The organism is Pseudomonas sp. GL_103 (assembly GCF_057835175.1).
The window spans coordinates 4,317,171-4,339,594 of record NZ_CM174420.1 but is presented as its reverse complement, the minus strand read 5'-3'; the positions used below and the strand labels follow the sequence as shown (position 1 = coordinate 4,339,594).

19 protein-coding genes are annotated in these 22,424 nt (G+C 62.3%); 7 read left to right on the top strand and 12 right to left on the bottom strand.

Annotated features, from left to right (window positions below):
* Positions 1–3: 3 nt before the first annotated feature.
* The 10 genes from paaD to paaF all read right to left on the bottom strand — a co-directional run bounded on the left by paaD (position 4) and on the right by paaF (position 10,101).
* Positions 4–537 (bottom strand): 1,2-phenylacetyl-CoA epoxidase subunit PaaD, encoded by a 534-nt coding sequence (gene paaD, locus AC3IP0_RS19515; RefSeq protein WP_489325662.1) that lies wholly within the window; start codon positions 535–537, stop codon positions 4–6.
* Positions 524–1,285, bottom strand: coding sequence for a 1,2-phenylacetyl-CoA epoxidase subunit PaaC (gene paaC, locus AC3IP0_RS19510; RefSeq protein WP_489325661.1), 762 nt, complete (start codon positions 1,283–1,285; stop codon positions 524–526). The genes paaD and paaC overlap by 14 nt, the downstream gene beginning before the upstream one ends.
* 8 nt (positions 1,286–1,293) lie before the next feature.
* A complete protein-coding gene (gene paaB, locus AC3IP0_RS19505; protein WP_007943393.1) occupies positions 1,294–1,575 on the bottom strand; it encodes a 1,2-phenylacetyl-CoA epoxidase subunit PaaB in 282 nt (93 codons plus the stop codon).
* Between the two features lie 132 nt (positions 1,576–1,707).
* Positions 1,708–2,697 (bottom strand): 1,2-phenylacetyl-CoA epoxidase subunit PaaA, encoded by a 990-nt coding sequence (paaA, locus tag AC3IP0_RS19500; RefSeq protein WP_489325660.1) that lies wholly within the window; start codon positions 2,695–2,697, stop codon positions 1,708–1,710.
* A 1,195-nt stretch (positions 2,698–3,892) separates the two neighbouring features.
* Complete coding sequence (gene paaK, locus AC3IP0_RS19495) at positions 3,893–5,218, bottom strand: phenylacetate--CoA ligase PaaK (RefSeq protein ID WP_414928526.1); 1,326 nt, start codon at positions 5,216–5,218, stop codon at positions 3,893–3,895.
* Between the two features lie 99 nt (positions 5,219–5,317).
* On the bottom strand, positions 5,318–6,529 hold the full coding sequence (gene pcaF, locus AC3IP0_RS19490; protein ID WP_489316641.1) for a 3-oxoadipyl-CoA thiolase: 1,212 nt from the start codon (positions 6,527–6,529) through the stop codon (positions 5,318–5,320).
* Complete coding sequence (gene paaI, locus AC3IP0_RS19485) at positions 6,522–6,971, bottom strand: hydroxyphenylacetyl-CoA thioesterase PaaI (RefSeq protein WP_489316640.1); 450 nt, start codon at positions 6,969–6,971, stop codon at positions 6,522–6,524. Before paaI ends, pcaF begins: the two co-directional genes overlap by 8 nt.
* Positions 6,964–8,481 carry a 3-hydroxyacyl-CoA dehydrogenase PaaH gene (paaH, locus tag AC3IP0_RS19480; protein WP_489316639.1) on the bottom strand — a complete coding sequence of 506 codons (1,518 nt, stop codon included), beginning with the start codon at positions 8,479–8,481 and terminating at the stop codon, positions 6,964–6,966. Before paaH ends, paaI begins: the two co-directional genes overlap by 8 nt.
* 3 nt (positions 8,482–8,484) lie before the next feature.
* Positions 8,485–9,276 carry a 2-(1,2-epoxy-1,2-dihydrophenyl)acetyl-CoA isomerase PaaG gene (paaG, locus tag AC3IP0_RS19475; RefSeq protein WP_489316638.1) on the bottom strand — a complete coding sequence of 264 codons (792 nt, stop codon included), beginning with the start codon at positions 9,274–9,276 and terminating at the stop codon, positions 8,485–8,487.
* A gap of 51 nt (positions 9,277–9,327) precedes the next feature.
* Complete coding sequence (gene paaF / locus AC3IP0_RS19470; protein ID WP_489316637.1) at positions 9,328–10,101, bottom strand: 2,3-dehydroadipyl-CoA hydratase PaaF; 774 nt, start codon at positions 10,099–10,101, stop codon at positions 9,328–9,330.
* Between the two features lie 348 nt (positions 10,102–10,449).
* On the opposite strand from paaF, the gene paaY reads away from it, so the two are divergent.
* The 3 genes from paaY to feaR all read left to right on the top strand — a co-directional run bounded on the left by paaY (position 10,450) and on the right by feaR (position 13,126).
* Positions 10,450–11,046 (top strand): phenylacetic acid degradation protein PaaY, encoded by a 597-nt coding sequence (gene paaY / locus AC3IP0_RS19465; protein ID WP_414912794.1) that lies wholly within the window; start codon positions 10,450–10,452, stop codon positions 11,044–11,046.
* A 140-nt stretch (positions 11,047–11,186) separates the two neighbouring features.
* Positions 11,187–12,110, top strand: coding sequence for a phenylacetic acid degradation operon negative regulatory protein PaaX (gene paaX / locus AC3IP0_RS19460; protein WP_008003007.1), 924 nt, complete (start codon positions 11,187–11,189; stop codon positions 12,108–12,110).
* Positions 12,111–12,211: 101 nt separating this feature from the next.
* Complete coding sequence (gene feaR / locus AC3IP0_RS19455) at positions 12,212–13,126, top strand: transcriptional regulator FeaR (protein ID WP_489316636.1); 915 nt, start codon at positions 12,212–12,214, stop codon at positions 13,124–13,126.
* Between the two features lie 93 nt (positions 13,127–13,219).
* Here feaR and tynA read toward each other — a convergent pair whose 3' ends face one another.
* Positions 13,220–15,508 carry a primary-amine oxidase gene (gene tynA / locus AC3IP0_RS19450; RefSeq protein WP_489316635.1) on the bottom strand — a complete coding sequence of 763 codons (2,289 nt, stop codon included), beginning with the start codon at positions 15,506–15,508 and terminating at the stop codon, positions 13,220–13,222.
* A 233-nt stretch (positions 15,509–15,741) separates the two neighbouring features.
* Between tynA and AC3IP0_RS19445 the strand changes: the two genes are divergently transcribed.
* The 3 genes from AC3IP0_RS19445 to AC3IP0_RS19435 all read left to right on the top strand — a co-directional run bounded on the left by AC3IP0_RS19445 (position 15,742) and on the right by AC3IP0_RS19435 (position 19,893).
* Positions 15,742–16,242 (top strand): sigma-70 family RNA polymerase sigma factor, encoded by a 501-nt coding sequence (locus AC3IP0_RS19445; protein ID WP_489316634.1) that lies wholly within the window; start codon positions 15,742–15,744, stop codon positions 16,240–16,242.
* 145 nt (positions 16,243–16,387) lie between these two features.
* Entirely contained in the window at positions 16,388–17,371 is a 984-nt protein-coding gene (locus tag AC3IP0_RS19440; RefSeq protein WP_489316633.1) for a FecR family protein, read from the top strand.
* Positions 17,372–17,469: 98 nt separating this feature from the next.
* On the top strand, positions 17,470–19,893 hold the full coding sequence (locus AC3IP0_RS19435) for a TonB-dependent siderophore receptor (protein ID WP_489325658.1): 2,424 nt from the start codon (positions 17,470–17,472) through the stop codon (positions 19,891–19,893).
* A 94-nt stretch (positions 19,894–19,987) separates the two neighbouring features.
* Here the strand turns inward: AC3IP0_RS19435 and AC3IP0_RS19430 are convergent, their stop codons facing one another.
* The gene (locus tag AC3IP0_RS19430) at positions 19,988–21,139 is read right to left on the bottom strand and encodes an MFS transporter (protein ID WP_489316631.1); all 1,152 of its coding nucleotides are present in this window, start codon (positions 21,137–21,139) and stop codon (positions 19,988–19,990) included.
* A 165-nt stretch (positions 21,140–21,304) separates the two neighbouring features.
* Here AC3IP0_RS19430 and AC3IP0_RS19425 point away from each other — a divergent pair, with 165 nt between their 5' ends.
* Positions 21,305–22,297, top strand: coding sequence for a diaminopimelate epimerase (locus AC3IP0_RS19425; RefSeq protein ID WP_489325656.1), 993 nt, complete (start codon positions 21,305–21,307; stop codon positions 22,295–22,297).
* The last annotated feature ends 127 nt before the right edge of the window (positions 22,298–22,424 follow it).

Sequence of the window (22,424 nt, the reverse complement as noted above, 5' to 3'; positions counted from 1 at the left end):
CGCTCAGATGCACTTGAAATAGTCGAACGGTTCCCGGCAATCGACGCAGCGGTACAGCGCCTTGCAGGCGGTGGAGCCGAACTCGCTGAGGACCTCGGTGTGGGCGCTGCCGCATTGCGGGCACACAACCTGCGGGCTTTCGCCGAGCAGGCTGCGCTTGCTGGTGCTGCCCTCGGGCGGTGCGATGCCATAGGCGCGCAGGCGTTCGCGACCGCTGTCGCTGATCCAGTCGGTGGTCCAGGCCGGGGTCAACTTGCGCTCCAATTGCGGCGCCTTGAATCCGGCCAGTTCCAGGGCTTCGCGGATGTCGCTCTCGATCACTTCGGTGGCCGGGCAGCCGGAGTAGGTCGGCGTGACCACCACGTGAAGGTGACCGGCCTGCCAGCCCAGATCGCGGACGATGCCCAGGTCAACCACGCTGACCACTGGCACTTCCGGGTCCATGACCTCTGCCAAAATCGCCCAGGCGGTAGCCAGGTCGGTCGGTTGTGCCGGCCGGGCGCCGAGGTCGCTGGCGATCAGCTCACCAGGTTGCATCGGGGTACGCTCGTGGCAGGAACTGCATTTCGGCCAGCAGGATGCCCAGGTGTTCGGTGTGCAGGCCCTTGCGAGCATTCAGGTAGAAATAGCTCGGTGCGGCAGGCACGGGCAGGGTGGCGCTGCTGAAGATCTGCTCGACCTTGGCCTGCCACTGCGCGGCGACGCTGGCGATGTCCGGGATGATGCCGGCTACGTTCAAGCGCTGTTCGCTGTCATCGGCGGCGATCAGTTCAACGGTGAAGCGCCAGACTTCGGGGGTGGCCGCGAGCATGCGCTTGTGGCTTTCCTCGGTGCCGTCGCCCATACGCTCGATCCACTCGCCGGAGCGGCGCAGGTGATAGGTCACTTCCTTTACCGCCTTGGCGGCGATCCCGGCAATGCGTTCGTCGCTGGACTGGCTCAGGCCCTGCAGCACCGGCAAATGCCAGGCGTCGTAGAGGAACTGCTTGAGCATGGTCACCGCGAAGTCGCCGTTGGGTTGTTCCACCAGCAGCAGGTTGCGATAGGCGCGCTCGTCGCGACGGAACGCCAGGTGATCGGCATCGCGGCCGTCGTCCAGCAGTTCGGCGGCGTACCCCAGCCAGTTGCGTGCCTGGCCCACCAGGTCGAGGCCGACGTTCATCAACGCCAGTTCTTCTTCCAGCGCCGGGGCCTTGCCGCACCATTGGCACAGGCGCTGGCCCTGGATCAGGGCGCTGTCGCCGAGGCGCAGCAGGTATTCGATCAGATCAGTCTTGTTGTCCATGGTCGACCTCACATGTGCCCGACTTCGGCCGGCAGCTCGTAGAAGCTGGCGTGGCGGTAGACCTTGTCGTCCGACGGATCGAACAGCGGGTCTTTTTCATCCGGCGACGAGGCGGTGATCAATGCCGAAGGCACCACCCACAGGCTCACGCCCTCGCTGCGACGGGTGTAGAGCTCGCGCGCGTTCTCGATGGCCATGGTGGTGTCGGCGGCATGCACGCTGCCGACGTGCTTGTGGTTGAGGCCGTGCTTGCTGCGCACGAAGACTTCGAAGAGGGTCCACTCGGACATTTCAGTTACTCCACATCGATTGCTTCTGTAGGAGCTGCCGCAGGCTGCGATCTTTTGGCGGCTTCGAAACCGCTGAAGATCAAGATCAAAAGATCGCAGCCTTCGGCAGCTCCTACAGGGGGTCGGATTGCCTTATGCGGCGTTCTTGTTTTGTTTTTTGCGGGCGTGGGCGACGGCGGCTTCACGGACCCAGGCACCGTCTTCAATCGCCTTGCGGCGGGTGGCGACGCGTTCCTGGTTGCACGGGCCGTTGCCCTTGAGCACTTCGTAGAATTCGTTCCACTGGATGTCGCCGAAGTCGTAGTGACCGCGCTCGGCGTTCCACTTCAGGTCCGGGTCGGGGCAGGTGCAGCCCAGCAATTCCAGTTGCGGAATGGTCTGGTCGATGAAGCGCTGGCGCAGTTCGTCGTTGCTCTGGCGCTTGATTTTCCAGGCCATGGACTGGGCACTGTTCGGCGAGTGTTCGTCGCTCGGGCCGAACATCATCAGCGACGGCCACCACAGGCGGTTGATCGCGTCCTGGACCATGTCTTTTTGCGCCTGGTTGCCGTGGCGCATCATGGTCAGGAGGATTTCGTAGCCCTGGCGCTGGTGGAAGCTCTCTTCCTTGCAGATGCGCACCATGGCCCGGGAGTAGGGGCCGTAGGAGGTGCGCTGCAGCACCACCTGGTTGACGATCGCCGCGCCATCCACCAGCCAGCCCACCGCGCCCATGTCGGCCCAGTTCAGCGTCGGGTAATTGAAGATGCTCGAGTACTTGGCCTTGCCGCTGTGCAGCTTGGCGACTTCTTCATCACGGTCGGCACCGAGGGTTTCCATAGCGCTGTACAGGTACAGGCCGTGGCCGGCTTCGTCCTGGATCTTGGCCATCAGTTGCAGTTTGCGTTTGAGCGACGGCGCGCGGGTGACCCAGTTGCCTTCGGGCAGCATGCCGACGATTTCGGAGTGGGCGTGCTGGGAAATCTGCCGGATCAGGGTCTGGCGGTAGGCATCTGGCATCCAGTTCTTGGCTTCGATCTTGATTTCTGAATCGATTTTTTCCTGGAAGGCGCGTTCCTGTTCGGACATTTCCGAGAGGTCCTTGATGCGCTTTACGCCGGTTTCTACGAGCTGTGCGTACATTTTTGAGTTCCCGCCTTGAATCTGTTCTGGGGCATGGAGAACTTTATAAGCGATACAGAATTTAATATCAAACACAAAATGACGTGTCGCATTTGTTTTTTGTATCGCTTTGGGTGTGGGGAGCAGTTTTGGGTGTGCAGGGTGGTCGGTGTACATATCCATTGCTGCGGTAACGGCGACTTATGGTTTCGCCCTTACGGCGAGTCCCTTTTGGCAAACGCCCCAAAAGGAACCAAAAGGTCACGCCCCGAACGTACGGCCCCTCGCTTAGGCTCGGCGTTCCTTCGCTCCGGCATTCATCCGGGGGCATTGCCCTCCGGTCGGCTTCGCTTCGACCTACATGCAATGAGTTCGACTGCGTCGAACGGCGCTGCGCGCCAATCCCCGGATGAACACCTCCACTCAGCCTCCCGAGGGGGCGGGTGGATCAAGATCAAGAGCTGCAGGCGAGCTAACGCTCGACCTGATGAGTGGTGAGACGCGTGGGGGTACGCCGATCAACTGTAGGAGCTGGCTTGCCAGCGAAGGCGGCCTGACAGCCGACCAATTTCTCTCAGATATACGCCGATCCCCTGTGGGAGCGGGCTTGCCCGCGAAGACGGCCTGTCAGCCGATCAATCTCTCGCAGGCATATCCGGATCAACTGTGGGAGCGAGCCTGCTCGCGAAGGCGGCCCGACAGCCGACTGGAACTTTGTGGATGTATCACCTCTAAAAGATCGCAGCCTCGTTGCACTCGACAGCTCCTACAGGGGAACGCGCACGTATCAGAACCAGGCCGGCCGGTAGGCCGCCTCGGACGCTTTTGCGGTGTACGCCCCCTCGTGAGGCCGAGTGGAGGTTCTGCGCAGTGGGCAACCCGGCATGGATGCCGGGTTAGCCGCCCCCGGCCATGGATGGCCGATGGCGGCGGGCCCACGGAGCAGGACCGGAGCGAGGGAATGCCGAGCCACGGCGAGGCACCGAATGTCAGGGGCAAGAGCCCTTGGTTACTTGGGGCTTTTCCAAGTGACCCGCTGTAAGAGCGGAACCCTAAGTGGCCGTTACCGCAGAAACGGATATGTACACCTACAAAATACTCATCGCCTGATACAAAGCCTTCGCGAGCAAGCCCGCTCCCACAGGGATTGTGCTCGGCTCCAGAGTCCCGGCAAAAAAAAGCCCCGCAAAAAGCGGGGCCATAAAGGGTGCAGCAGTCATGCTTTAGGACGTTTATCCAACACGTGGCAAGCCTTGCCCTCCGACCGTTTGATCGAATGAAACGGCTGCAAAACAATCCGCGAACTGATCCCGATGTACGTCTTGATGTGCTTGCTCAACTCCCCGCAAACAGCCTTCTGCTGTTCATCGCTAAGGTGCTGGTGCTCAGCCTTGAGCTCGACATGCACATCAACGCTGTCCAGGTTGCCATTGCGATACAGATGAATCTCATAACACTCGGCAAGTTGTTTGACTTTCAGAACCTGCTCCTCGATCTGCGTCGGAAACACGTTAACGCCGCGAATGATCAGCATGTCATCGCTACGTCCGGTGATCTTGTCGATGCGCCGCATCGGCCGTGCGGTGCCCGGCAGCAGGCGCGTCAGGTCGCGGGTGCGGTAGCGGATCATCGGCAGGGCTTCTTTGCTCAGGGAGGTGAACACCAGTTCGCCCATCTGCCCGTCCGGCAGCACTTCGCCGGTGACCGGGTCGATGATTTCCGGGTAGAAGTGGTCTTCCCAGATGGTCGGGCCGTCCTTGGTTTCGGCGCATTCCATGGCGACGCCCGGGCCCATGATTTCCGAGAGGCCGTAGATGTCCAGGGCGGTGATGCCCAGGCGCGCCTCGATGGCGCTGCGCAGTTCGGCGGTCCACGGCTCGGCGCCGAAGATGCCCAGGCGCAGGGCCAGTTTGTGCGGGTCGATGCCCTGGCGCTCGATTTCATCGGCGATGTTGAGCATGTAGGACGGCGTGACCATGATGATGTCCGGTTGGAAATCCTTGATCAGCTGCACTTGTTTTTCGGTCTGGCCACCGGACATCGGAATCACCGTGCAACCCAGGCGTTCGGCGCCGTAGTGCGCGCCGAGGCCGCCGGTGAACAGGCCGTAGCCATAGGAAATGTGCACTTTGTCGCCACGATGGCCACCGGCAGCGCGGATCGAGCGGGCGACGACGTTGGCCCAAGTGTCGATGTCATTCTGGGTGTAGCCGACCACGGTCGGTTTGCCGGTGGTGCCGCTGGACGCGTGCAGGCGCACGATGTCGTGCATCGGTACGGCAAACATGCCGTAGGGGTAGTTGTCCCGCAGGTCGGACTTGGTGGTGAAAGGGAATTTCGCCAGGTCGTCGAGGGACTTGATGTCATCGGGGTGCACGCCCAGCGCATCGAAACGCTGGCGGTACAGCGGCACGTTGTTGTAGGCGTGGTTCAGGCTCCAGCGCAGGCGCTCCAGCTGATGCTGGCGCAACTCGTCGATGCTGGCGGTTTCCAGCGGGTCCAGCACGGGATCCAGCACGGCTTTGGCTATTGGCATGTTCATGTGTTCACTCGAATTGTTTTTGTGTTCCAGCCCTTTTGCACAAGGGCTTTGAGTGCATGCCCCAAGGATACCTCTCGGCTCCTTGGGAATCGCGATTCTTTAGTGGGATAGACGCTCGATGATCAGCGCGATCCCCTGGCCGACACCGATGCACATGGTGCACAGGGCGTAGCGGCCATTGCGTTCCTCAAGCTCATGCAGGGCGGTGGTGACCAGGCGTGCGCCGCTCATGCCCAGTGGATGGCCCAGGGCGATGGCGCCGCCGTTGGGGTTGACCCGTGGGTCGGTGTCGCTCAGGCCCAGTTCGCGCAGCACCGCCAAACCTTGTGCGGCGAAGGCTTCGTTGAGTTCGATCACGTCCATGTCGGCCAGGCTCAGGTTGGCCACCTCCAGCACCTTGCGCGTGGCCGGCACCGGGCCGATGCCCATGATTCGGGGCTCGACGCCGGCGGTGGCCATTGCTACAACGCGGCCCCGGGCGGTCAGGCCGTGGCGCTTGGCGACTTCCGGGCTGGCCAGCAACAGTGCGCAGGCCCCGTCGTTGACCCCGGAGGCGTTGCCGGCGGTGATGCTGCCGCCTTCGCGGAACGGCGTGCCCAGTTTGGCCAGCTGTTCAAGGGTGGTGTCACCGCGCGGGTGTTCGTCGTGCTCGACCACTTTGGCCGGGCCTTTGTGCTGCGGAATTTCCACCGCAACGATTTCCCTGGCCAGGCGTCCGTTGGCCTGGGCGGCGGCAGCGCGTTGCTGGCTGCGCAGGGCGAACGCATCCTGATCTGCCCGAGAGATGTTGAACTGTTCGGCGACGTTCTCTGCCGTTTCCGGCATGGAGTCGATGCCGTAGGCCTTTTTCATCAGCGGATTGACGAAGCGCCAGCCGATGGTAGTGTCGAAGATCTCCGCCGAGCGGGAAAACGCCTGTTCGGCCTTGCCCATCACCAGCGGCGCGCGGGACATCGATTCGACGCCGCCGACCAGCATCAGCCCGGTTTCGCCGCTGCGAATCGCCCGGGCGGCGGTGCCGATGGCATCGAGCCCGGAGCCGCACAGGCGATTGAGGGTGGTGCCTGGCACGCTGACCGGCAACCCGGCCAAAAGCGCCGACATGCGCGCGACGTTGCGGTTGTCTTCGCCGGCCTGGTTGGCGCAGCCGTAGATCACGTCGTCGACGCTGTTCCAGTCCACTTGCGGGTGGCGGCGCAGCAGTTCGCGAAGCGGCACCGCACCGAGGTCGTCGGCGCGCACGCCGCTCAAGACACCGGCGTAACGGCCAATCGGGGTGCGGACGGCGTCGATGATCAGGGCGTCATTCATTGGGGGTCTCCTGCGCCAGCACCGGGCCGCGCACTTTGTAGGATTTGCCGTGGAACAGGGCGATCAACTGGCCCTGCTGGTTTTCGATGCGCACGTCGTAGTTGCCGGTGCGACCGGAACGGCTCTGCTCGATGCAGTCGGCGTTCAGCGTGTCGCCCAGGCGTGCCGGGGCGATGTAGTCGATGCTGCAACCGATGGCCACGGTGGCTTCGTTGTAGCTGTTGCAGGCAAAGGCGAATGCCGAATCGGCCAGCGCGAACAGGTAGCCGCCGTGGCACGTGCCGTGGCCCTGGACCATGTCGGCGCGCACGGTCATGCCGACCCGGGAGCAACCGGGGCCGGCCGAGAGCAGGCGCATGCCCATGGCCTGGCTGGCGGCGTCGCGCTGGAACAGCGATTGCGCGCATGCACTGGCCAGGGTCATGGCTTCATGGTTAGTCATGGAATGTTCTCCCTTCGGCGACGTGACGGCGCAGCAGCAGCGACGGCCGGTAGCGTTCTTCGCCATAACTGGCTTGCAGGTTTTCCAGCGTTTCAAGAATGTGCGCCAGGCCAAAGGCATCGGCCCAGGCCAGCGGCCCTTGCGGATAATTGACTCCGGCGCGCATGGCCAGATCGATGTCGGCGGCCGAGGCCACGCCTTGCAGCAGGGCGTCGGCGGCTTCGTTGGCGAGCATGGCCACGGTGCGCAGGACGGCGAGGGCCGGGCTGTCGCTGAGCAGGCTGACCTTGAGGCCGGCCCGTTGCAGCAGGGCAACGCCTTGTTCGAGGGCCTGCGGATCAATGCCAGCCGCATGGCTGATGGCGATGCGTTTGGCATTGCCGTAATCGAACGCCAGATCCAGCAGGATCAGGTTGCGCAGCCCGTCTTCGCGAGCCCGCTGGCAGGCCATGCGGCCGTCGCTCAAGGCCAGCACGGCATCACCGACCCGCAGCAAGCCTCGACCATCGCGCTGGATGATCTCGACGCCTTGTTCATGCAAACGTGCGAGCAAGCCTTTGGCGATACCGAGGTCGCCTTCCACGGCACAAACCTCGACCTTCGCAGCGCTGCTGATTTCAGCGGCTTGCGGGCGCTCCGCACCTTGGGCGTAGCTGTAGAAACCCTGGCCGCTCTTGCGTCCCAGGCGCCCGCCGTCCACCAGTTCTTTCTGGATCAGCGACGGCAGGAAGCGCGTGTCCTGGTAATAGGCGTTGAACACCGAGCAGGTCACGGCGTAGTTGACGTCGTGGCCGATCAGGTCGGTCAGCTCGAACGCGCCCATGGCAAAGCCGCCGGCCTCGCGCATCAGCGCATCCAGTGTCGGGCAGTCGGCCGCGCCTTCCTGGAGCATCCGCAGGCTTTCGGCATAGAACGGCCGGGCCACGCGGTTGACGATAAAACCGGGCGTCGAACGGGTGTGCACCGGTTTTTTGCCCCAGGCCTTGGCCGTGTCGTACAGGCACTCGGCGAGTGCCGGATCGCTGGCCAGGCCGGAGACGACTTCCACCAGCGCCATGACCGGTGCCGGGTTGAAGAAGTGCAGGCCGAGCAGGCGCTCTGGATGATCAAGCTGCGCGGCGATGCTGGTGATCGACAGCGACGAGGTGTTGCTGGCGAGGATGCAATGCTTGCCGCAGATGCCTTCGAGCTGGCGGAACAGCGCGCGCTTGACCTCCAGGTTTTCGATGATGGCTTCGATGATCAGATCGCAGTCGGCCAGGGTTTCGATGGCTTCCGCTGCTTGCAGGCGGGCAATCGTCGCGCTGCGCGAGTCGGCGGACAGTTTGCCGTTCTCGACTCGCTTGCCCAGTTGGCGGTCGATGCCTTCAATCGCTTGAGCTGCAGCGCCGGGACGATTGTCCAGCAGCAATACCGGATGGCCAGCCTGGGCCGCGACCTGGGCGATACCGGCACCCATGGCCCCGGCGCCAATCACGGCGATGCGTGCGTTGGTGTTCAGTGCGGTCATGACTCAGCGTCCCTTGAAGCTTGGGGTGCGTTTTTCCATGAAGGCGCCGACGCCTTCGCGATAGTCCTCGCTGCGCCCGGCCAGGCGCTGCAGGTCTTTTTCCAGCTCAAGCTGTTCGTCGAAGCTGTTGCTCAGGCTGGCATTGAGGCTGCGCTTGATCAGCGCCAGACCGTAGGTCGGCTGGGTCGCCAGATGGCGGGCCAGTTTCAGCGCTTCGTCGCGCAAATTGGCGTCGTCCACGCACTGGTAGATCAAACCCCATTGCTCGGCTTGTTCGGCGCTCAGGCGATTGCCGAGCAGTGCCAAAGCCTTGGCCCGAGCCATGCCAACCAGGCGCGGCAGGGTCCAGGTGCCGCCGGAATCGGGGATCAGGCCGATCTTGCAGAACGCCTGGATGAAACTGGCCGAGCGCGCCGCCAGTACCAGATCGCAGGCCAGCGGAATGTTGGCGCCAGCCCCGGCGGCCACGCCGTTGACCGCGCAGATCACCGGCATCGGCAAGTCACGCAATTGGCGGATCAGCGGGTTGTAGAACTTCTCGATGGACTCGCCCAAATCCGGCACGGCGCTGCCTGGCGCGACATTGCGGTCGCTCAGGTCCTGGCCGGCGCAGAAGCCGCGGCCTTCACCGGTCAACAGCAGCACGCGCACGTCCGGGTTCTGCCGCACTTGCTTGAGCGCTTCCTTCACTTCGCCATGCATCTGGGTGTTGAAACTGTTGAGCTGGTCCGGACGATTGAGGCTGAGCAGGGCGACGCCAGCGTCGATGGAAAACAGGATGTGTTCGAAGTTCATGGTCTTGGCGTTCTCTTGGCAGTCGTTCGAATTCGGATGTCAGTGGCCGCTTTATTGCCCGGTGAAAGTCGGGCTGCGCTTTTCCTGGAAGGCCGCGATGCCTTCGTCGCGGTCTCGGGTGCCGGCCAGCACGGTGAAGGCGTGGCGCTCGAAACGCAGGCCGCTGGCCAGGTCGGTGTCCATGGCCTTGAGCAGCGCTTCCTTGGCCAGGCGCACCGCGAGCGGTGCTTTGGCCGCAATGCTGCGGGCGATGTGCAGGGCGCGCTCGACGGTGAATTCCGGTTGGGTCACTTCACTGACCAGCCCTGCGCGCTGGGCCTGGCGGGCGTCGATCGGCTCGCCGGTCAGCACCATCTGCATGGCCATGGATTTGCCGACGGCGCGCAACAGGCGTTGGGTGCCACCGGCGCCGGGCATGATCCCGAGGTTGATTTCCGGCTGGCCGAAGCGGGCGTCTTCACCGGCAATGATGATGTCGGCGTGCATCGCCAGTTCGCAGCCACCGCCGAGGGCGAAGCCGTTGACGGCGGCGATCAGCGGTTTGCTGAAGCGGGTAATGGTTTGCCACGAGGCCTGGCGCGGGTCGTCGAGGATGCCGACCAGGTTGCGTTCGGCCATTTCCTTGATGTCGGCACCGGCGGCGAAGGCCTTGCGGCTGCCGGTAAGGATCACGGCGCGGGTGTCGGGGTCGGCTTGCGCGATGTTCAGTTCAGCGGCCAGTTCGCCCAGCAACTCGGTGGTCAAGGCATTCAGGGCTTGCGGGCGCTGCAGGGTAATCAGGCGGACGCCAGGCTCGATCAATTCGACGGCAAGGGTCAGAGGCATGGCGGATGCTCTCACGGTGCACGCTCGGCGTGGTGCCGGCTCGTTATTGGATCGGCCGCAGGGGCCGGTTTTGCCCAAGTATAGCTATAATGTGATACGTAAATGCAATACTAAAATAGATTTAATGTGTCTTATTGGTGTTGGTTTCGATTTTTTGGCGTTCTGGTGAAGGGGTGCTTATGGCGGGTTTTGCCCCGAATATATTGGGTTTTATAGCGATTTTAGAAGCGCATTGACATTCGTCGGAAAGGTGCATTTCAAGTGATACGGTTTTTAGTCTTTGTGCTGTTAAAATTGATGTGATACAAAATGAGCCATTATTTGCATCGCTTTGTGAAGGAAGCTTCCATGACCTGCTACAGCCTTGATGGCCTGACTCCGGTGGTTGATCCGAGCGCTTATGTGCACCCGTCCGCCGTATTGATCGGTGACGTGATCATCGGCCCCCATTGCTATGTCGGTCCGCTGGCCAGCCTGCGCGGGGACTTCGGGCGGATCGTGCTGGAGGAGGGCGCCAACCTGCAGGACACCTGCGTGATGCATGGTTTCCCCGACAGCGACACCGTGGTCGAGCGCAACGGCCACATCGGCCACGGCGCGGTGCTGCACGGTTGCCGGATCGGCGCCGATGCGCTGGTGGGCATGAATGCGGTGGTGATGGACAACGCCCGGATCGGCCCGCGTTCATTCGTTTCGGCAGCGGCTTTCGTCAAGGCCGGTTTCGAATGCCCGGAGCAGTCGCTGGTCATGGGCGCACCGGCCAGCATCAAGCGCAGTCTCAGCGATCAGGAAGTTGCGTGGAAACAGGCCGGCACCCGGGAGTATCAGCAACTGGCCCAGCGTTGCCTGACGCAGATGCAGGTCTGCGAACCGCTGAGCGAACCGGAGCCGGATCGCCCGCGGATCAGTGACAGCGGGTTGCGGCCAAAGGACAGTACCTCATGAACACCACCCCCTGTAGGAGCTGCCGAAGGCTGCGATCTTTTGATCTTGATCTTTCAAAAAACAAAATCAAAAGATCGCAGCCTTCGGCAGCTCCTACGGAGTTTCGGTATATTCCTTTTCTTTTTTCGCACGGAACGCCCATGTCGTCCCTGACTCCCTTGAACCATCTGATTACCCGCTTCCAGGAGCAGACGCCGATCCGCGCCAGTTCCTTGATCATCACGTTGTACGGGGATGCCATCGAACCCCATGGCGGCACCGTCTGGCTGGGCAGCCTGATTCAGTTGCTCGAGCCCATCGGCATCAACGAACGGCTGATCCGCACCTCGATTTTTCGCCTGACCAAGGAAGGCTGGCTGACCGCCGAGAAAGTCGGTCGTCGCAGCTACTACAGCCTGACCGGCACCGGCCGCCGCCGTTTCGACAAGGCCTTCAAGCGGGTCTACAGCACCACGATGCCGGCCTGGGATGGTTCCTGGTGCCTGGTGATGCTCTCGCAACTGACCCAGGACAAACGCAAACAGGTGCGCGAAGAACTTGAGTGGCAAGGCTTCGGCGCGATTTCGCCGGTGGTGCTGGCGTGTCCGCGCAGCGACCGTTCCGACGTCAACGCGACCCTGCTCGACCTCGGTGTCCAGGAAGACACCATCGTCTTCGAAACCACCGCTCAGGACGTACTGGCCTCCAAGGCCCTGCGCCTGCAAGTGCGTGAGAGCTGGAACATCGAGGAACTGGCCGCGCACTACAGCGAGTTCATCCAGCTGTTCCGGCCGCTGTGGCAAGCCCTGCGCGAGCAGGAAAACCTGCAACCGGCCGACTGCTTCCTGGCGCGGGTGCTGCTGATTCACGAGTACCGCAAGCTGCTGCTGCGCGACCCGCAACTGCCGGACGAGTTGCTGCCCGGCGATTGGGAAGGCCGCGCCGCCCGCCAGTTGTGCCGCAACATTTACCGTTTGATCTACGCCAAGGCCGAAGAATGGCTGAACGCCGCACTGGAAACGGCCGATGGCCCGTTGCCGGATGTGGGTGAAAGCTTCTATCGGCGTTTTGGCGGACTGAAATAGCACGTCATGGTTCAGGGAGTGGTGCGGTTCAGGAGACTCGAAGCATCCGATGTCGTGTGGAGTGACGTAGACAATAAAAATAAGCCTGCGTGAGGCCTGACATGATTTCTACAACAGCACAGCGCCATGATGGGTTCGACCAGTGGATCCATCAGATCAACCAGATCTGTGGTGCCTTCAACGCACAACCCCTGGGCAGCGAATTTGCCGGGCGCATCCGCGAATACCAGAGCGATGCGCTCAAACTCAGTTTCGTCGACGCGTGCCAGGCGCGGCTGTTCCGCACGCCCCAGGAAGTCGCGGCAGGCGAGGGCGGCAAGTATTTTGCGGTGTTCCAGCTCGACGGCACGGCGGGCATGGCCCAGGGCGACGACAAGGTCTTGCTGTCCCCCGGCGACATCACGCTGATCGATGCCGCGCGGCCCAGCGACTTCACCTACGGCGAAAACTCCCGGCAATTGTCGCTGATCCTGCCGTATCAACTGGTCGAGCAAACCCTGCGCTTCAATCAGGTCAAATGCGGCCACCGGATCGCCGCCACATCGCCCATTGCGATGCTCTCGCACCGCCTGATCCTCGATGCCACCCGCCAGCAGCACCTGACCCGCCAGGAAAGCGAAGCGACCCTGGAGGCGATTGTCAGCCTGCTGCGCCCGGCGATCAGCCAGGCCGACGACAGCAGCGACTCCCATGAGCGGATCTTCCGCAAGACGCTCACCTGCATCGACGACAACATTCGCTCCGAAGACCTGTGCCCGGAATGGCTGGCGCGGGAAGTCGGCATGTCCACCCGTGGCCTGTACCGGATGTTTGCCAAGAAGGGGTTGGTGGTGGCGCGCTACATCAAGAACCGTCGCCTGGACCTGTGCGCCGAATCCCTGCGCCGCTCAGGCAGGGAGGAGAAGTTGTCGGTGCTGGGTTACTCGTGGGGGTTTTCTGATTCGAGCTATTTTTCGACGGCGTTCAAAACGCGCTTCGGCATTGCGCCGGGGGAGTATCGCAAGCAGTACGCTTGAAGCTTAAAAGATCGCAGCCTTCGGCAGCTCCTACATTGACGGTGTGTAAACCCGATCCTGTAGGAGCTGCCGAAGGCTGCGATCTTTTTGTGGTTACTTCGGTGTGCTGAGGTTCAACGTCGGCGTTTCATCGAAGAAGTTCCACGGCTTGAGCAGCACATGCACCCACTCGGTCGGCATGATCGGCCATTCCTCGGCACGGGCGATGTGGGTGGTGCCGGTGGTCAGCCAGACCACGTCGTCGGTGTTCTCGATGGAGTGGTTGTCCTGGGTGAACTGCCCCAGGCCCGAGTCCTTGTCCGAGCGGTTCGGGTACTTGCCTTCCGGGTATTTTTCCTCAGGGTTGTATTGCGTCACCCACAGCTGCTTGTCCATGAAACTCAAGCGGTGGTAGAGCCATTCGTCCTTGCCGAAGTTGGCGCCCTTGGCCACCGGGTGCGTGCCGCCGGCGTAAGGAATCAGCTGATAGGAAACCGGGTTGCCGACCTTGTTTTCCTTGCTGAAGTTGGTCAGCAGGCGCACGGTCGACGGGTCGAATTTCTGCGCCGCCTGTTGCTCGGTTGTGACGACTTTGGTTTCGGTCTGCATGGTGCTGGTGCGCGGGCCGCCACGGTCGTTGGGCAGCACCACCGGGTTCACTTCCACCAGTGAGTTCTGCTCGCCGTCCACGTCCATATCGAGGCGGAAGTTGTAGATGTGCTGGTGCGTGGTGCCGACGATGTTGTGGTCCAGCAGGGTGCCGTAGCGCGTGTCTTCCTTGGCGGTGTCTTCGTGCATGGTTTTGGATTTCACGCCCTTGACCGCTTCGATGCCGGTGGCGCCGGCGTCGATGCCGATGGTGCCGTTCTGCTGGAAGACCCAGTCGAAGATGTAGTCGTAGTTGCCCACGGTGCTGATCCAGCGCACCACCAGTTCACGACGCTCGGTGCTGAGGTTGGGCTGGCCCATTTCCTGGTGTTTGTATTCGGGGCCGGCGTAGCGCTCGAACACCGCCATGGCGCGCGGGATCGCGGTGGGTGCGCCGGTGTAGTCGGCGATGGTGGCGTCCAGCAGCACGGCGTTTTGCGGGGCGTCTTTGCCACGGGCAATCGGCGAAGTCAGGGTGCCCATGCCGTAGTCGCCGGAGTCGAGGTAGGCCTTGAAGTACCAGCCGATGTCCGGGTCGCCGTAAGGCACGATCATGCCGCCCAGCGAGCCTTCGTACATGATCTTGCGTTTCTTGCCCTTGTCGTCGTAGGTGACGGTGGACAGGATCGGGCCGACCCGCGAATCGAGGCGAACGTGGAAGTCCCAGTTCTGCCAGTGAATGCTGTTGCCGCTGATGGTGTAGTTCTTGCCCTCGGGCTCGATGATTTCCAGCGGTTTGACTGCGACGCCCTGGCGCCCGCGCCCGTCATAAGGCGTCGGTTTCATCGGTACCGGAATGAGCGCTTCGTCTTCGATCTTGATCAGCTTCTTCTGTTCCAGGTCGACAATCGCCACCAGGCCCTCGATCGGGTGCGCCCAGTAGTTGCCGTCACCGGTGTTGAGGTAGCTGACGATTTTCAGCAGGCGCTTGTCCTGCGCCAGGCCGTCCTTGCCGTCGAAGTAACCGACGGTCAACGGCGTGGCCACAACCTTCTTCACGTCATTGATGCCGCGCTTGGCCAGGGCCTGGGCGTATTCCGGGCTGGTTTCCACAGCCGTCTGCACCGTGGCGAAATCGTCCAGCAGCACCATGCCGTGGGCGCCTTCGATCGGCTTCCAGGACTTGAGTGCTTTGGTATCGAGGTCGACCAGGGCTTCGATCACGTGCTTGCCGTCGAGCACCACGATTGAGGCCTCACGCGCCTGGGTGACGTTCTGCCCGGTGAAGACGAAGTTCCACACCTGATCCTTCGGCGGCTCCTTGACCGAGACTTCGGTGAAACGGAAACCGGGCTTGTAGTTTTCCGATTTCTTGACGATGTCCACGGCCGTGGTGATTTCGACAGCGCTCAGGGGGTTGAGCGGGTTGGGGCGGGTCTCGACGACGAAGGTCTTGTCCAGCCCGGACTGGAACACCTGGTTGATAAAGTCCTTGGGCATGAACGCCGTGTGGTCCTTGAACACCACCGGCACCGTCAGCTCGATACGCTTGCCGTTGAGCATCGCCACTTTGCTGTCGGGCTTGACCTTGAGATAGACCCCGTCCTTGGCGATGGTGAACAGATTGGCGTAGTCGTCCCATTTCACCGTGGCGCCAAACTCCTCAAGGCCCGCTTGCAGCGGCACCATGTCGGCGTGACCGCCGTGGGCCTGGGCATTGCCTGCCCAGAAAGGCAGGCCGAGGGCGCTCAGGGTGATGGCCAGGGCCAGGCGGGCAAGCGGGGTTCTCTTGGGCGATGCTTTGGGGCTGAACATGGGTGAATTCCTGGGGAAAAGCCGGGTACGGGCATTCCTGCACTTTGTTACAACCCGTCAATGGATGCTTTTGAATGCCTGCCAGATTTCTTTGGTTCCGTGCCGCGATCCAGCTTTCCTGACGAAATGCACTATGGCAAGGGGATAAAGTGCCCGGTGTGGCGGCCGTAAACCATTGCTTCAAGTTAATAGGAAGCATTACTATTCACGCCCCGTCTCCACAGCACACCGCAATGACCCTCAAGCTGCCCCGCAGACACGGCTTTTTCGAGCATTACGAAGAGTTGGTTGGCACCTGGACCCGTCGCCTGAGGAATCGTCAGCAGGCCGAGGACCTGGCCCACGATACCTTCGTGCGGGTGCTTGAGTCCGATTCGGCGGTGGTGCAGCAGCCCCGGGCGTACTTGCACCAGACCGCGCGCAACATTGCCGTGGATGGTTATCGGCGTGAGGACCGGCGGGGTGCCATGGAGTCAGAGGCGATTGATCTCAGTGAGTCGCCGACCGGCGACCCGGAGCATTTCATGCACGCGATCCAGTTGGCGGATTCCATCGAACGGGCGCTCACCGAGTTGCCGGTCAACTGCCGCAAGGTGTTTGTCTGGCAGAAAATCGAGGGCCTGACCCAGGCAGAAATCGCCGAACGCCTGGGGCTGTCCAAGAACATGGTGGAAAAGTATATGATCCGCACGCTTCGGCACCTGCGTGATCGCCTTGAAGGACAGCAATCATGATGTGTGGTGGCTTGCGTAGGAGCTGCCGAAGGCTGCGATCTTTTGATCTTCAGCAGTCTCAAAGCCGCCAAAAGATCGCAGCCTGCGGCAGCTCCTACACCAAGACGCGGCATGAATTCTCCTCCCCGGCCAAACAGGAACTTCCATGATGGATACTCGTGATTGTGCGTGCGGGCAAACAGCGGTTCGCGATGATGCGGCGCAGTGGTTTGTGCGTTTGCAGGAGCCTGTTGCGGATGTCGAAGTGCGGCGCCGGTTTCAGGCCTGGCTGGACCAGCACCCCCAACACCGAAACGAATTCGAAGTACTCCAGGGCTTGTGGAGCGCCGCCGACCTGGTGCCGGCGACGCGTTTGCGGGCCCTGTGTGAAACCCCGCCAGCCCTGAAAAAACGTCGTCCGGTGCTGCGTTACGCAGTGGCCGCCAGCGTGCTGGCCGTGGCGCTTGGCCTGGGTTTGTTCAGCGTCTCGAATCATCCGGCGCCTTACACCGCCGAGTTTTCCACGGCGCTGGGGGAGCGGCGGCATGTGGAGCTGCCGGATGGCTCGGTGGTGGATCTGGACAGCCGCAGCCGGATCCAGGTGCGCTTTGAAACGGATCAACGCAACGTTGAGCTGAGCGAAGGCGAAGCGATGTTCAGCGTCGAGCACGACACCAGCCGACCCTTTGTGGTCGCGGCGGGCAGCGGCAAGGTCACGGTCACCGGCACCCGATTCGACGTGCGCCATGGCGCCAGCGAAACCCGGGTGGTGGTGGAGCAGGGCACCGTCAAGGTTCAAGGACGCGATGCCGCCGATAATGATTTCATCAATCTGACGGCAGGCCTTGGCACCCACGTCGATGCCCAGGGCAAAGTTGTCGCCGCCTATGCCGTCAACCCGGCGGAAATGACCGCCTGGCGCAGCGGCAAACTGGTGTTCAACAACGCCAGCCTGGCCGATGTCGCCGAGCAGGTCTCGCGTTATCGGGAGAAGCCGCTCAAGGTCGCCAGCGCAGCGGTGGGCGATCTGCGCCTGACCAGCGTGTTCAAATCCGACAACACCGATGCGCTGCTCAAGGCCTTGCCGAGCATCCTGCCGGTGGCCGTGCGCACCCTTGGCGATGGCAGCCAGGAAATAATTTCAAAATAAAATTCAGGTTTTTTTCGAGTTCATCGTCTTCCTGTTCAACTGCAACTGGTTTGCATTAACAAGCGCACACTCTTGCGATCCACAGGATTACGTTCGACGTGAAAAACTCCACCGCTAAAAACAACAAACTCCCCTGGTTGCCGCTGGCCCTTGCGCTGGCGGTCAATATTGCGCTGCCCCAGGCCTTTGCCGCCGACGGCATCCGCATCCCGGCGCAACCTTTGGGGCAAGCCCTGAGTCAGTTGGGCCAGCAAACCTCGCTTCAGGTGTTCTTCAGCCCTGAACTGGTCGCTGGCAAGCAGGCTCCGGCGGTGGATGGCAACCTTTCCCCGGAAGACGCGCTGCGCCAGTTGCTGCAAGGCAGTGGCCTGCAATACCAGATCGATGAAGGTTCGGTGACGTTGATGCCGGCGCCGAGTTCGGCGGCCAACGGCCCACTGGAACTGGGCGTGACGGATATCAAGGTGGTCGGCGACTGGCTCGGCGATGCCGATGCCGCTGTGGTGCAGAACCACCCCGGCGCACGAACGGTGGTCCGCCGTGAAGCCATGATCGAGCAGGGTGCAATGAACGTTGGCGACGTGTTGAAACGCGTTCCTGGCGTGCAGGTGCAGGACGCCAACGGCACCGGTGGCAGCGACATTTCCCTGAACGTGGGCGTGCGCGGCCTGACTTCGCGCCTGTCGCCACGCTCCACCGTGCTGATCGACGGCATCCCGGCAGCGTTCGCGCCTTACGGTCAGCCGCAACTGTCCATGGCGCCGATTTCCTCCGGCAACCTCGACAGCATCGACGTGGTACGCGGTGCCGGCTCCGTGCGTTACGGACCACAAAACGTCGGCGGCGTGATCAACTTCGTGACCCGCGCGATCCCGGAAAAAGCCTCGGCTGAAATCGGCACCACCCTGGAAACCTCCCAGCACGGTGGCTGGAAGCACATCGACACTGCGTTCATGGGCGGCACCGCCGACAACGGCATGGGCGTGGCGCTGTTGTACTCCGGGGTGAACGGCAACGGTTACCGTGAAAGCAACAACGGCAACGACATCGACGACGTGATCCTCAAGACCCATTGGGCGCCGACCGATGTCGACGATTTCAGCCTCAACTTCCACTACTACGACGCCAAGGCCGACATGCCCGGCGGCCTGACCCAGGCGCAGTACGACGCCGACCCGTTCCAGTCCGTGCGCGACCATGACAACTTCAGCGGCCGGCGCAAGGACGTGTCGTTCAAGTGGGCGCGGCAGATCGACGATCGCACCCAGGCCGAAGTGTTGACCTACTACACCGACAGTTTTCGTGGCAGCACCATCGCCTCGCGGGACCTGAGCACACTCAACTCCTATCCGCGCAGCTACTACACCTACGGTATCGAACCACGTGTGTCCCATGTGTTTGATGTGGGCCCGACCACCCAGGAAGTCAGCGTCGGTTATCGCTACCTGAAAGAGGCCATGCACGAAGAGGCCAGCCGTGTGGCGCTGGTCAACAACGAGCCAGTGGTGCGTCCGGGGTCTGACGGCCATGTCTATCAGGACCGCACCGGTGGAAGCGAGGCCAATTCGGTCTACGTCGACAACAAGATCGACGTTGGCAACTGGACCGTTACCCCGGGTATTCGCTTCGAGCACATCAGCACCGACTGGCATGACCGCCCGGTGCTCGACACGGCCGGTAAACGGGTGCCGGAGAAAAAACGCAGCATCGAGAGCAACGAGCCGCTGCCGGCCCTGAGCGTGATGTATCACATGTCCGATGCCTGGAAACTGTTCGCCAACTACGAAACCTCGTTCGGCGCGCTGCAGTATTTCCAGCTGGGGCAGGGCGGTATCGGTAATGAGCCCGCCAACGGCCTGGAGCCGGAAAAGGCCAAGACCTACGAAATCGGTACGCGCTACAACGATGATGTGTGGGGCGGGGAAGTGACGCTGTTCTACATCGACTTCGACGACGAACTGCAATACATCAGCAATGACGTGGGCTGGACCAACCTCGGCGCGACCAAGCACCAGGGTATCGAAACCTCGGTGCACTACGACATGGCCGCGCTGAACCCGATGCTGGACGGCCTGACCGCCAACGCCGGCTTCACCTACACCCGTGCCACCTACGAAGGTGAAATCCCGGGCTTCAAGGGCCGTGACCTGCCGTTCTACTCCCGTCAGGTGGCCACCGCCGGCCTGCGTTACGACATCAACCGCTGGACCTGGAACCTCGATGCGTTCGCCCAGTCCAAGCAGCGCTCGCCGGGCACCGGCGTGAACGCCGATGGCAGCTTCAACGGCAACTACATCACCGAAGGCACCGCCGACGGCCAGTTCGGTGATATCCCGGGTTACGTGCTCTGGAACGCACGTGCCGGCTATGACTTCGGTCCGCAGGTGTCGAACCTGAAACTGGGGGCGGGGGTGAAGAACATCTTCGACAAGCAGTACTTCACCCGTTCCAGCGACAACAACTCGGGGATGTACGTCGGTGCGCCACGCACGTTCTTTGTGCAGGCCAGTGTCGGGTTCTGATAGACCGAGGTGAATTCATCGCAGGCAAGCCCGCTCCCACAGGGATCACACGGAACCTGTGGGAGCGAGCTTGCTCGCGATGCTTTTCAGATTTTCAGACTTTCAGCACCTTCCCGCCAATCGCCACCGCCACCAGCAGCACCGCCATCAAGGCAAAGGCAAAGCTCAGGCTGCTGCCATGGGCGACGAAGCCGATGACGGCGGGGCCTGCCAGGATGCCCGCATAACCCAGGGTGGTAATGGCCGGCACGGCGATGCTTTCGGGCATGACCGTCTGTTTGCCGACAGCGGTATACAGCACCGGCACAATGTTCGAGCAACCGGCACCCAGCAGCGCATAACCCACCAGCGCCGCCTCCCAACTTGGCGCGAACGTCGCCAGAAACAAGCCTGAAGCGGCTGCCAGCCCGCCGAACACAATCACCCGCGTCGCGCCCAGTCGTCGTACGATTTTGTCACCGGTCAAACGCCCGGCCGTCATGGTCAGGGCAAACGCCGCATAACCAAGCCCCGCATACGCCGTGTCGATGCCACGCTCCTGTGTCAGGAACACCGCGCTCCAGTCCAGTGCCGCGCCTTCGGCGAGGAATACGATGAAGCACATGCCGCCGATGAACAGGACGATGCCGTGGGGCACCGCAAACGCCGGCCCCGAACTCTCGCTGCCGTAGGGCAGCAGATGCGGCACGGCCCTGGCCAGCGCGATCAGCAGCAACACGATTACCACCAGCATGGCCCCCAGGGGTGAAATCCCCAGGCCAAGCAAGCCGCTGACACCCGCCGCACCGACAATCCCGCCCAGGCTGAACAGGCCATGGAAACCCGACATCATGTTTTTGCCGCTGGCGCGCTCGACGATCACCGCTTGCAGGTTGACCGTCGAATCCACGGTGCCGAGCCCCGCGCCGAACATGAACAATGCGGCGATCAGCGCCGGAATCGACGACACCGTCGCGAGCAGCGGCAGGGCGGTACAGATCAGCAAAGTACCGCCGGTCGTCACCCGCCGGCAGCCGAAACGTGTGGCCAGGATCCCGGCCAATGGCATCGCCAGGATCGAACCCACCCCCAGGCACAGCAGCAACAATCCCAGGGTGCCTTCATCCAGCCCGGCCCGGGCCTTGGCATAGGGCACCAGCGGTGCCCACGCGGCGATGCCGACCCCGGCGATGAAAAAGCCGATGCGCGTGGACATCTGTTCCAGGCGGCCGGGAACGAAGGTGGTTTGGCTGTTGAGGCTGGTCATAACAATCCTTGGCAATAAGCGTCGCGTCCTCAACGGACAGTGACCGGCCTGTGAGGGTTCGATCAGTGCCCGGAAAGTTTTACGGTCAAACAGGGCGACATCCTTGCACAACGCCGTTGTTTTTCGCGATATGTTGAGCCATTCCAATGACACACGGAGGGCGCCATGGCGCAGCGGTACGATGCACGGGGCAACATTTACATCGTGGTAGCGCCCGAAGAACTGCGCCGCCAGGGCATCGACCTGCCCGATCAGGCCAGCCAGGCAGCGCAAACCCTCGACGCCTGGGCGGTGGCCGCGATCGAGGCTTGTTGCAGTTGGGCTCCAGGCACTCAACCGCCCGGCAGCAAGGATCATCGCAGCGACGGTTTGCTGGTCGGACCGTTTCAGTCGTCGCCACCCTTTGATCTGTTGATCGTCAACACCGACGGTACCCTGGCCGAGCGCAGCGGCAACGGGCTGACGATTTTTTCCCAGGCCCTCAGCGATCAAGGGCTGTTGCCGCAGAACGAAGCCTGTCTGCTCAGGGTTCACCACGACAAGGCTGATACGCCTTCGCCGGGGCAGACTTCAGTGAAAGCCTCAGAGGTCGAGGGCGTGAAGGGTTTCTGGCTCGACCTGGGCCAGCCGGGATTCGGACCGTCGGCGGTCAGTGCTCACGGGGTTGCAACGGCGATGTTCAACGGTCGCGAACTCAGCCACGTTGAACCATTGTCGGCACTCAATAGCGCATGGTCGCGCAGCCAGTTCGTGCGGGTCGGCAATCCCCATTGCGTGACGCTGGTGGAAAGTGCCGGGGATCTGCCGGGCAACGAGCAGATGCGCGAGCCGGCGCTGGGTGAGGGGCTGACGCGAATCGCCTACGCCATGCCGGTCGGCGCAGGCAAACCTTGTCCGGCGGGAATCAATCTGCAATGGGCATTGCGCGTGTCCGAAGGACAGATCGCCGCGCGGGTATTCGAGCGGGGCGAGGGGCCGACGGCGTCGTCGGGGACCAGTGCCAGCGCAGTGGCCTGTGCGGCCTGGCGGGCAGGTTGGGTCCGCGCCGGGGAGGTGAAGGTGACGATGCCAGGTGGCACGGCGCCGATCTTGCTGGAAGAGGAGTTGGGGGCATTGAGTCGGGTCAGCCTGTTTGGTACGGCTCGAATGATCGATTGATTTTGATATCGCCATCGCGAGCAAGCTCGCTCCCACAGTTGATCTTCAGTGAATACAGCGTCTGTGTACGACAAAGATCCAGTGTGGGAGCGAGCTTGCTCGCGATGGGGCCAGTCCAGTCAGTGCA

Excerpts from the sequence above, each read along its gene's own strand:
- paaD (WP_489325662.1), bottom strand. The coding sequence starts at position 537 with ATGCAACCTGGTGAGCTGATCGCCAGCGACCTCGGCGCCCGGCCGGCA.
- paaC (WP_489325661.1), bottom strand. The coding sequence starts at position 1,285 with ATGGACAACAAGACTGATCTGATCGAATACCTGCTGCGCCTCGGCGAC.
- paaB (WP_007943393.1), bottom strand. The coding sequence starts at position 1,575 with ATGTCCGAGTGGACCCTCTTCGAAGTCTTCGTGCGCAGCAAGCACGGC.
- paaA (WP_489325660.1), bottom strand. The coding sequence starts at position 2,697 with ATGTACGCACAGCTCGTAGAAACCGGCGTAAAGCGCATCAAGGACCTC.
- paaK (WP_414928526.1), bottom strand. The coding sequence starts at position 5,218 with ATGAACATGCCAATAGCCAAAGCCGTGCTGGATCCCGTGCTGGACCCG.
- pcaF (WP_489316641.1), bottom strand. The coding sequence starts at position 6,529 with ATGAATGACGCCCTGATCATCGACGCCGTCCGCACCCCGATTGGCCGT.
- paaI (WP_489316640.1), bottom strand. The coding sequence starts at position 6,971 with ATGACTAACCATGAAGCCATGACCCTGGCCAGTGCATGCGCGCAATCG.
- paaH (WP_489316639.1), bottom strand. The coding sequence starts at position 8,481 with ATGACCGCACTGAACACCAACGCACGCATCGCCGTGATTGGCGCCGGG.
- paaG (WP_489316638.1), bottom strand. The coding sequence starts at position 9,276 with ATGAACTTCGAACACATCCTGTTTTCCATCGACGCTGGCGTCGCCCTG.
- paaF (WP_489316637.1), bottom strand. The coding sequence starts at position 10,101 with ATGCCTCTGACCCTTGCCGTCGAATTGATCGAGCCTGGCGTCCGCCTG.
- paaY (WP_414912794.1), top strand. The coding sequence starts at position 10,450 with ATGACCTGCTACAGCCTTGATGGCCTGACTCCGGTGGTTGATCCGAGC.
- paaX (WP_008003007.1), top strand. The coding sequence starts at position 11,187 with ATGTCGTCCCTGACTCCCTTGAACCATCTGATTACCCGCTTCCAGGAG.
- feaR (WP_489316636.1), top strand. The coding sequence starts at position 12,212 with ATGATTTCTACAACAGCACAGCGCCATGATGGGTTCGACCAGTGGATC.
- tynA (WP_489316635.1), bottom strand. The coding sequence starts at position 15,508 with ATGTTCAGCCCCAAAGCATCGCCCAAGAGAACCCCGCTTGCCCGCCTG.
- AC3IP0_RS19445 (WP_489316634.1), top strand. The coding sequence starts at position 15,742 with ATGACCCTCAAGCTGCCCCGCAGACACGGCTTTTTCGAGCATTACGAA.
- AC3IP0_RS19440 (WP_489316633.1), top strand. The coding sequence starts at position 16,388 with ATGATGGATACTCGTGATTGTGCGTGCGGGCAAACAGCGGTTCGCGAT.
- AC3IP0_RS19430 (WP_489316631.1), bottom strand. The coding sequence starts at position 21,139 with ATGACCAGCCTCAACAGCCAAACCACCTTCGTTCCCGGCCGCCTGGAA.
- AC3IP0_RS19425 (WP_489325656.1), top strand. The coding sequence starts at position 21,305 with ATGGCGCAGCGGTACGATGCACGGGGCAACATTTACATCGTGGTAGCG.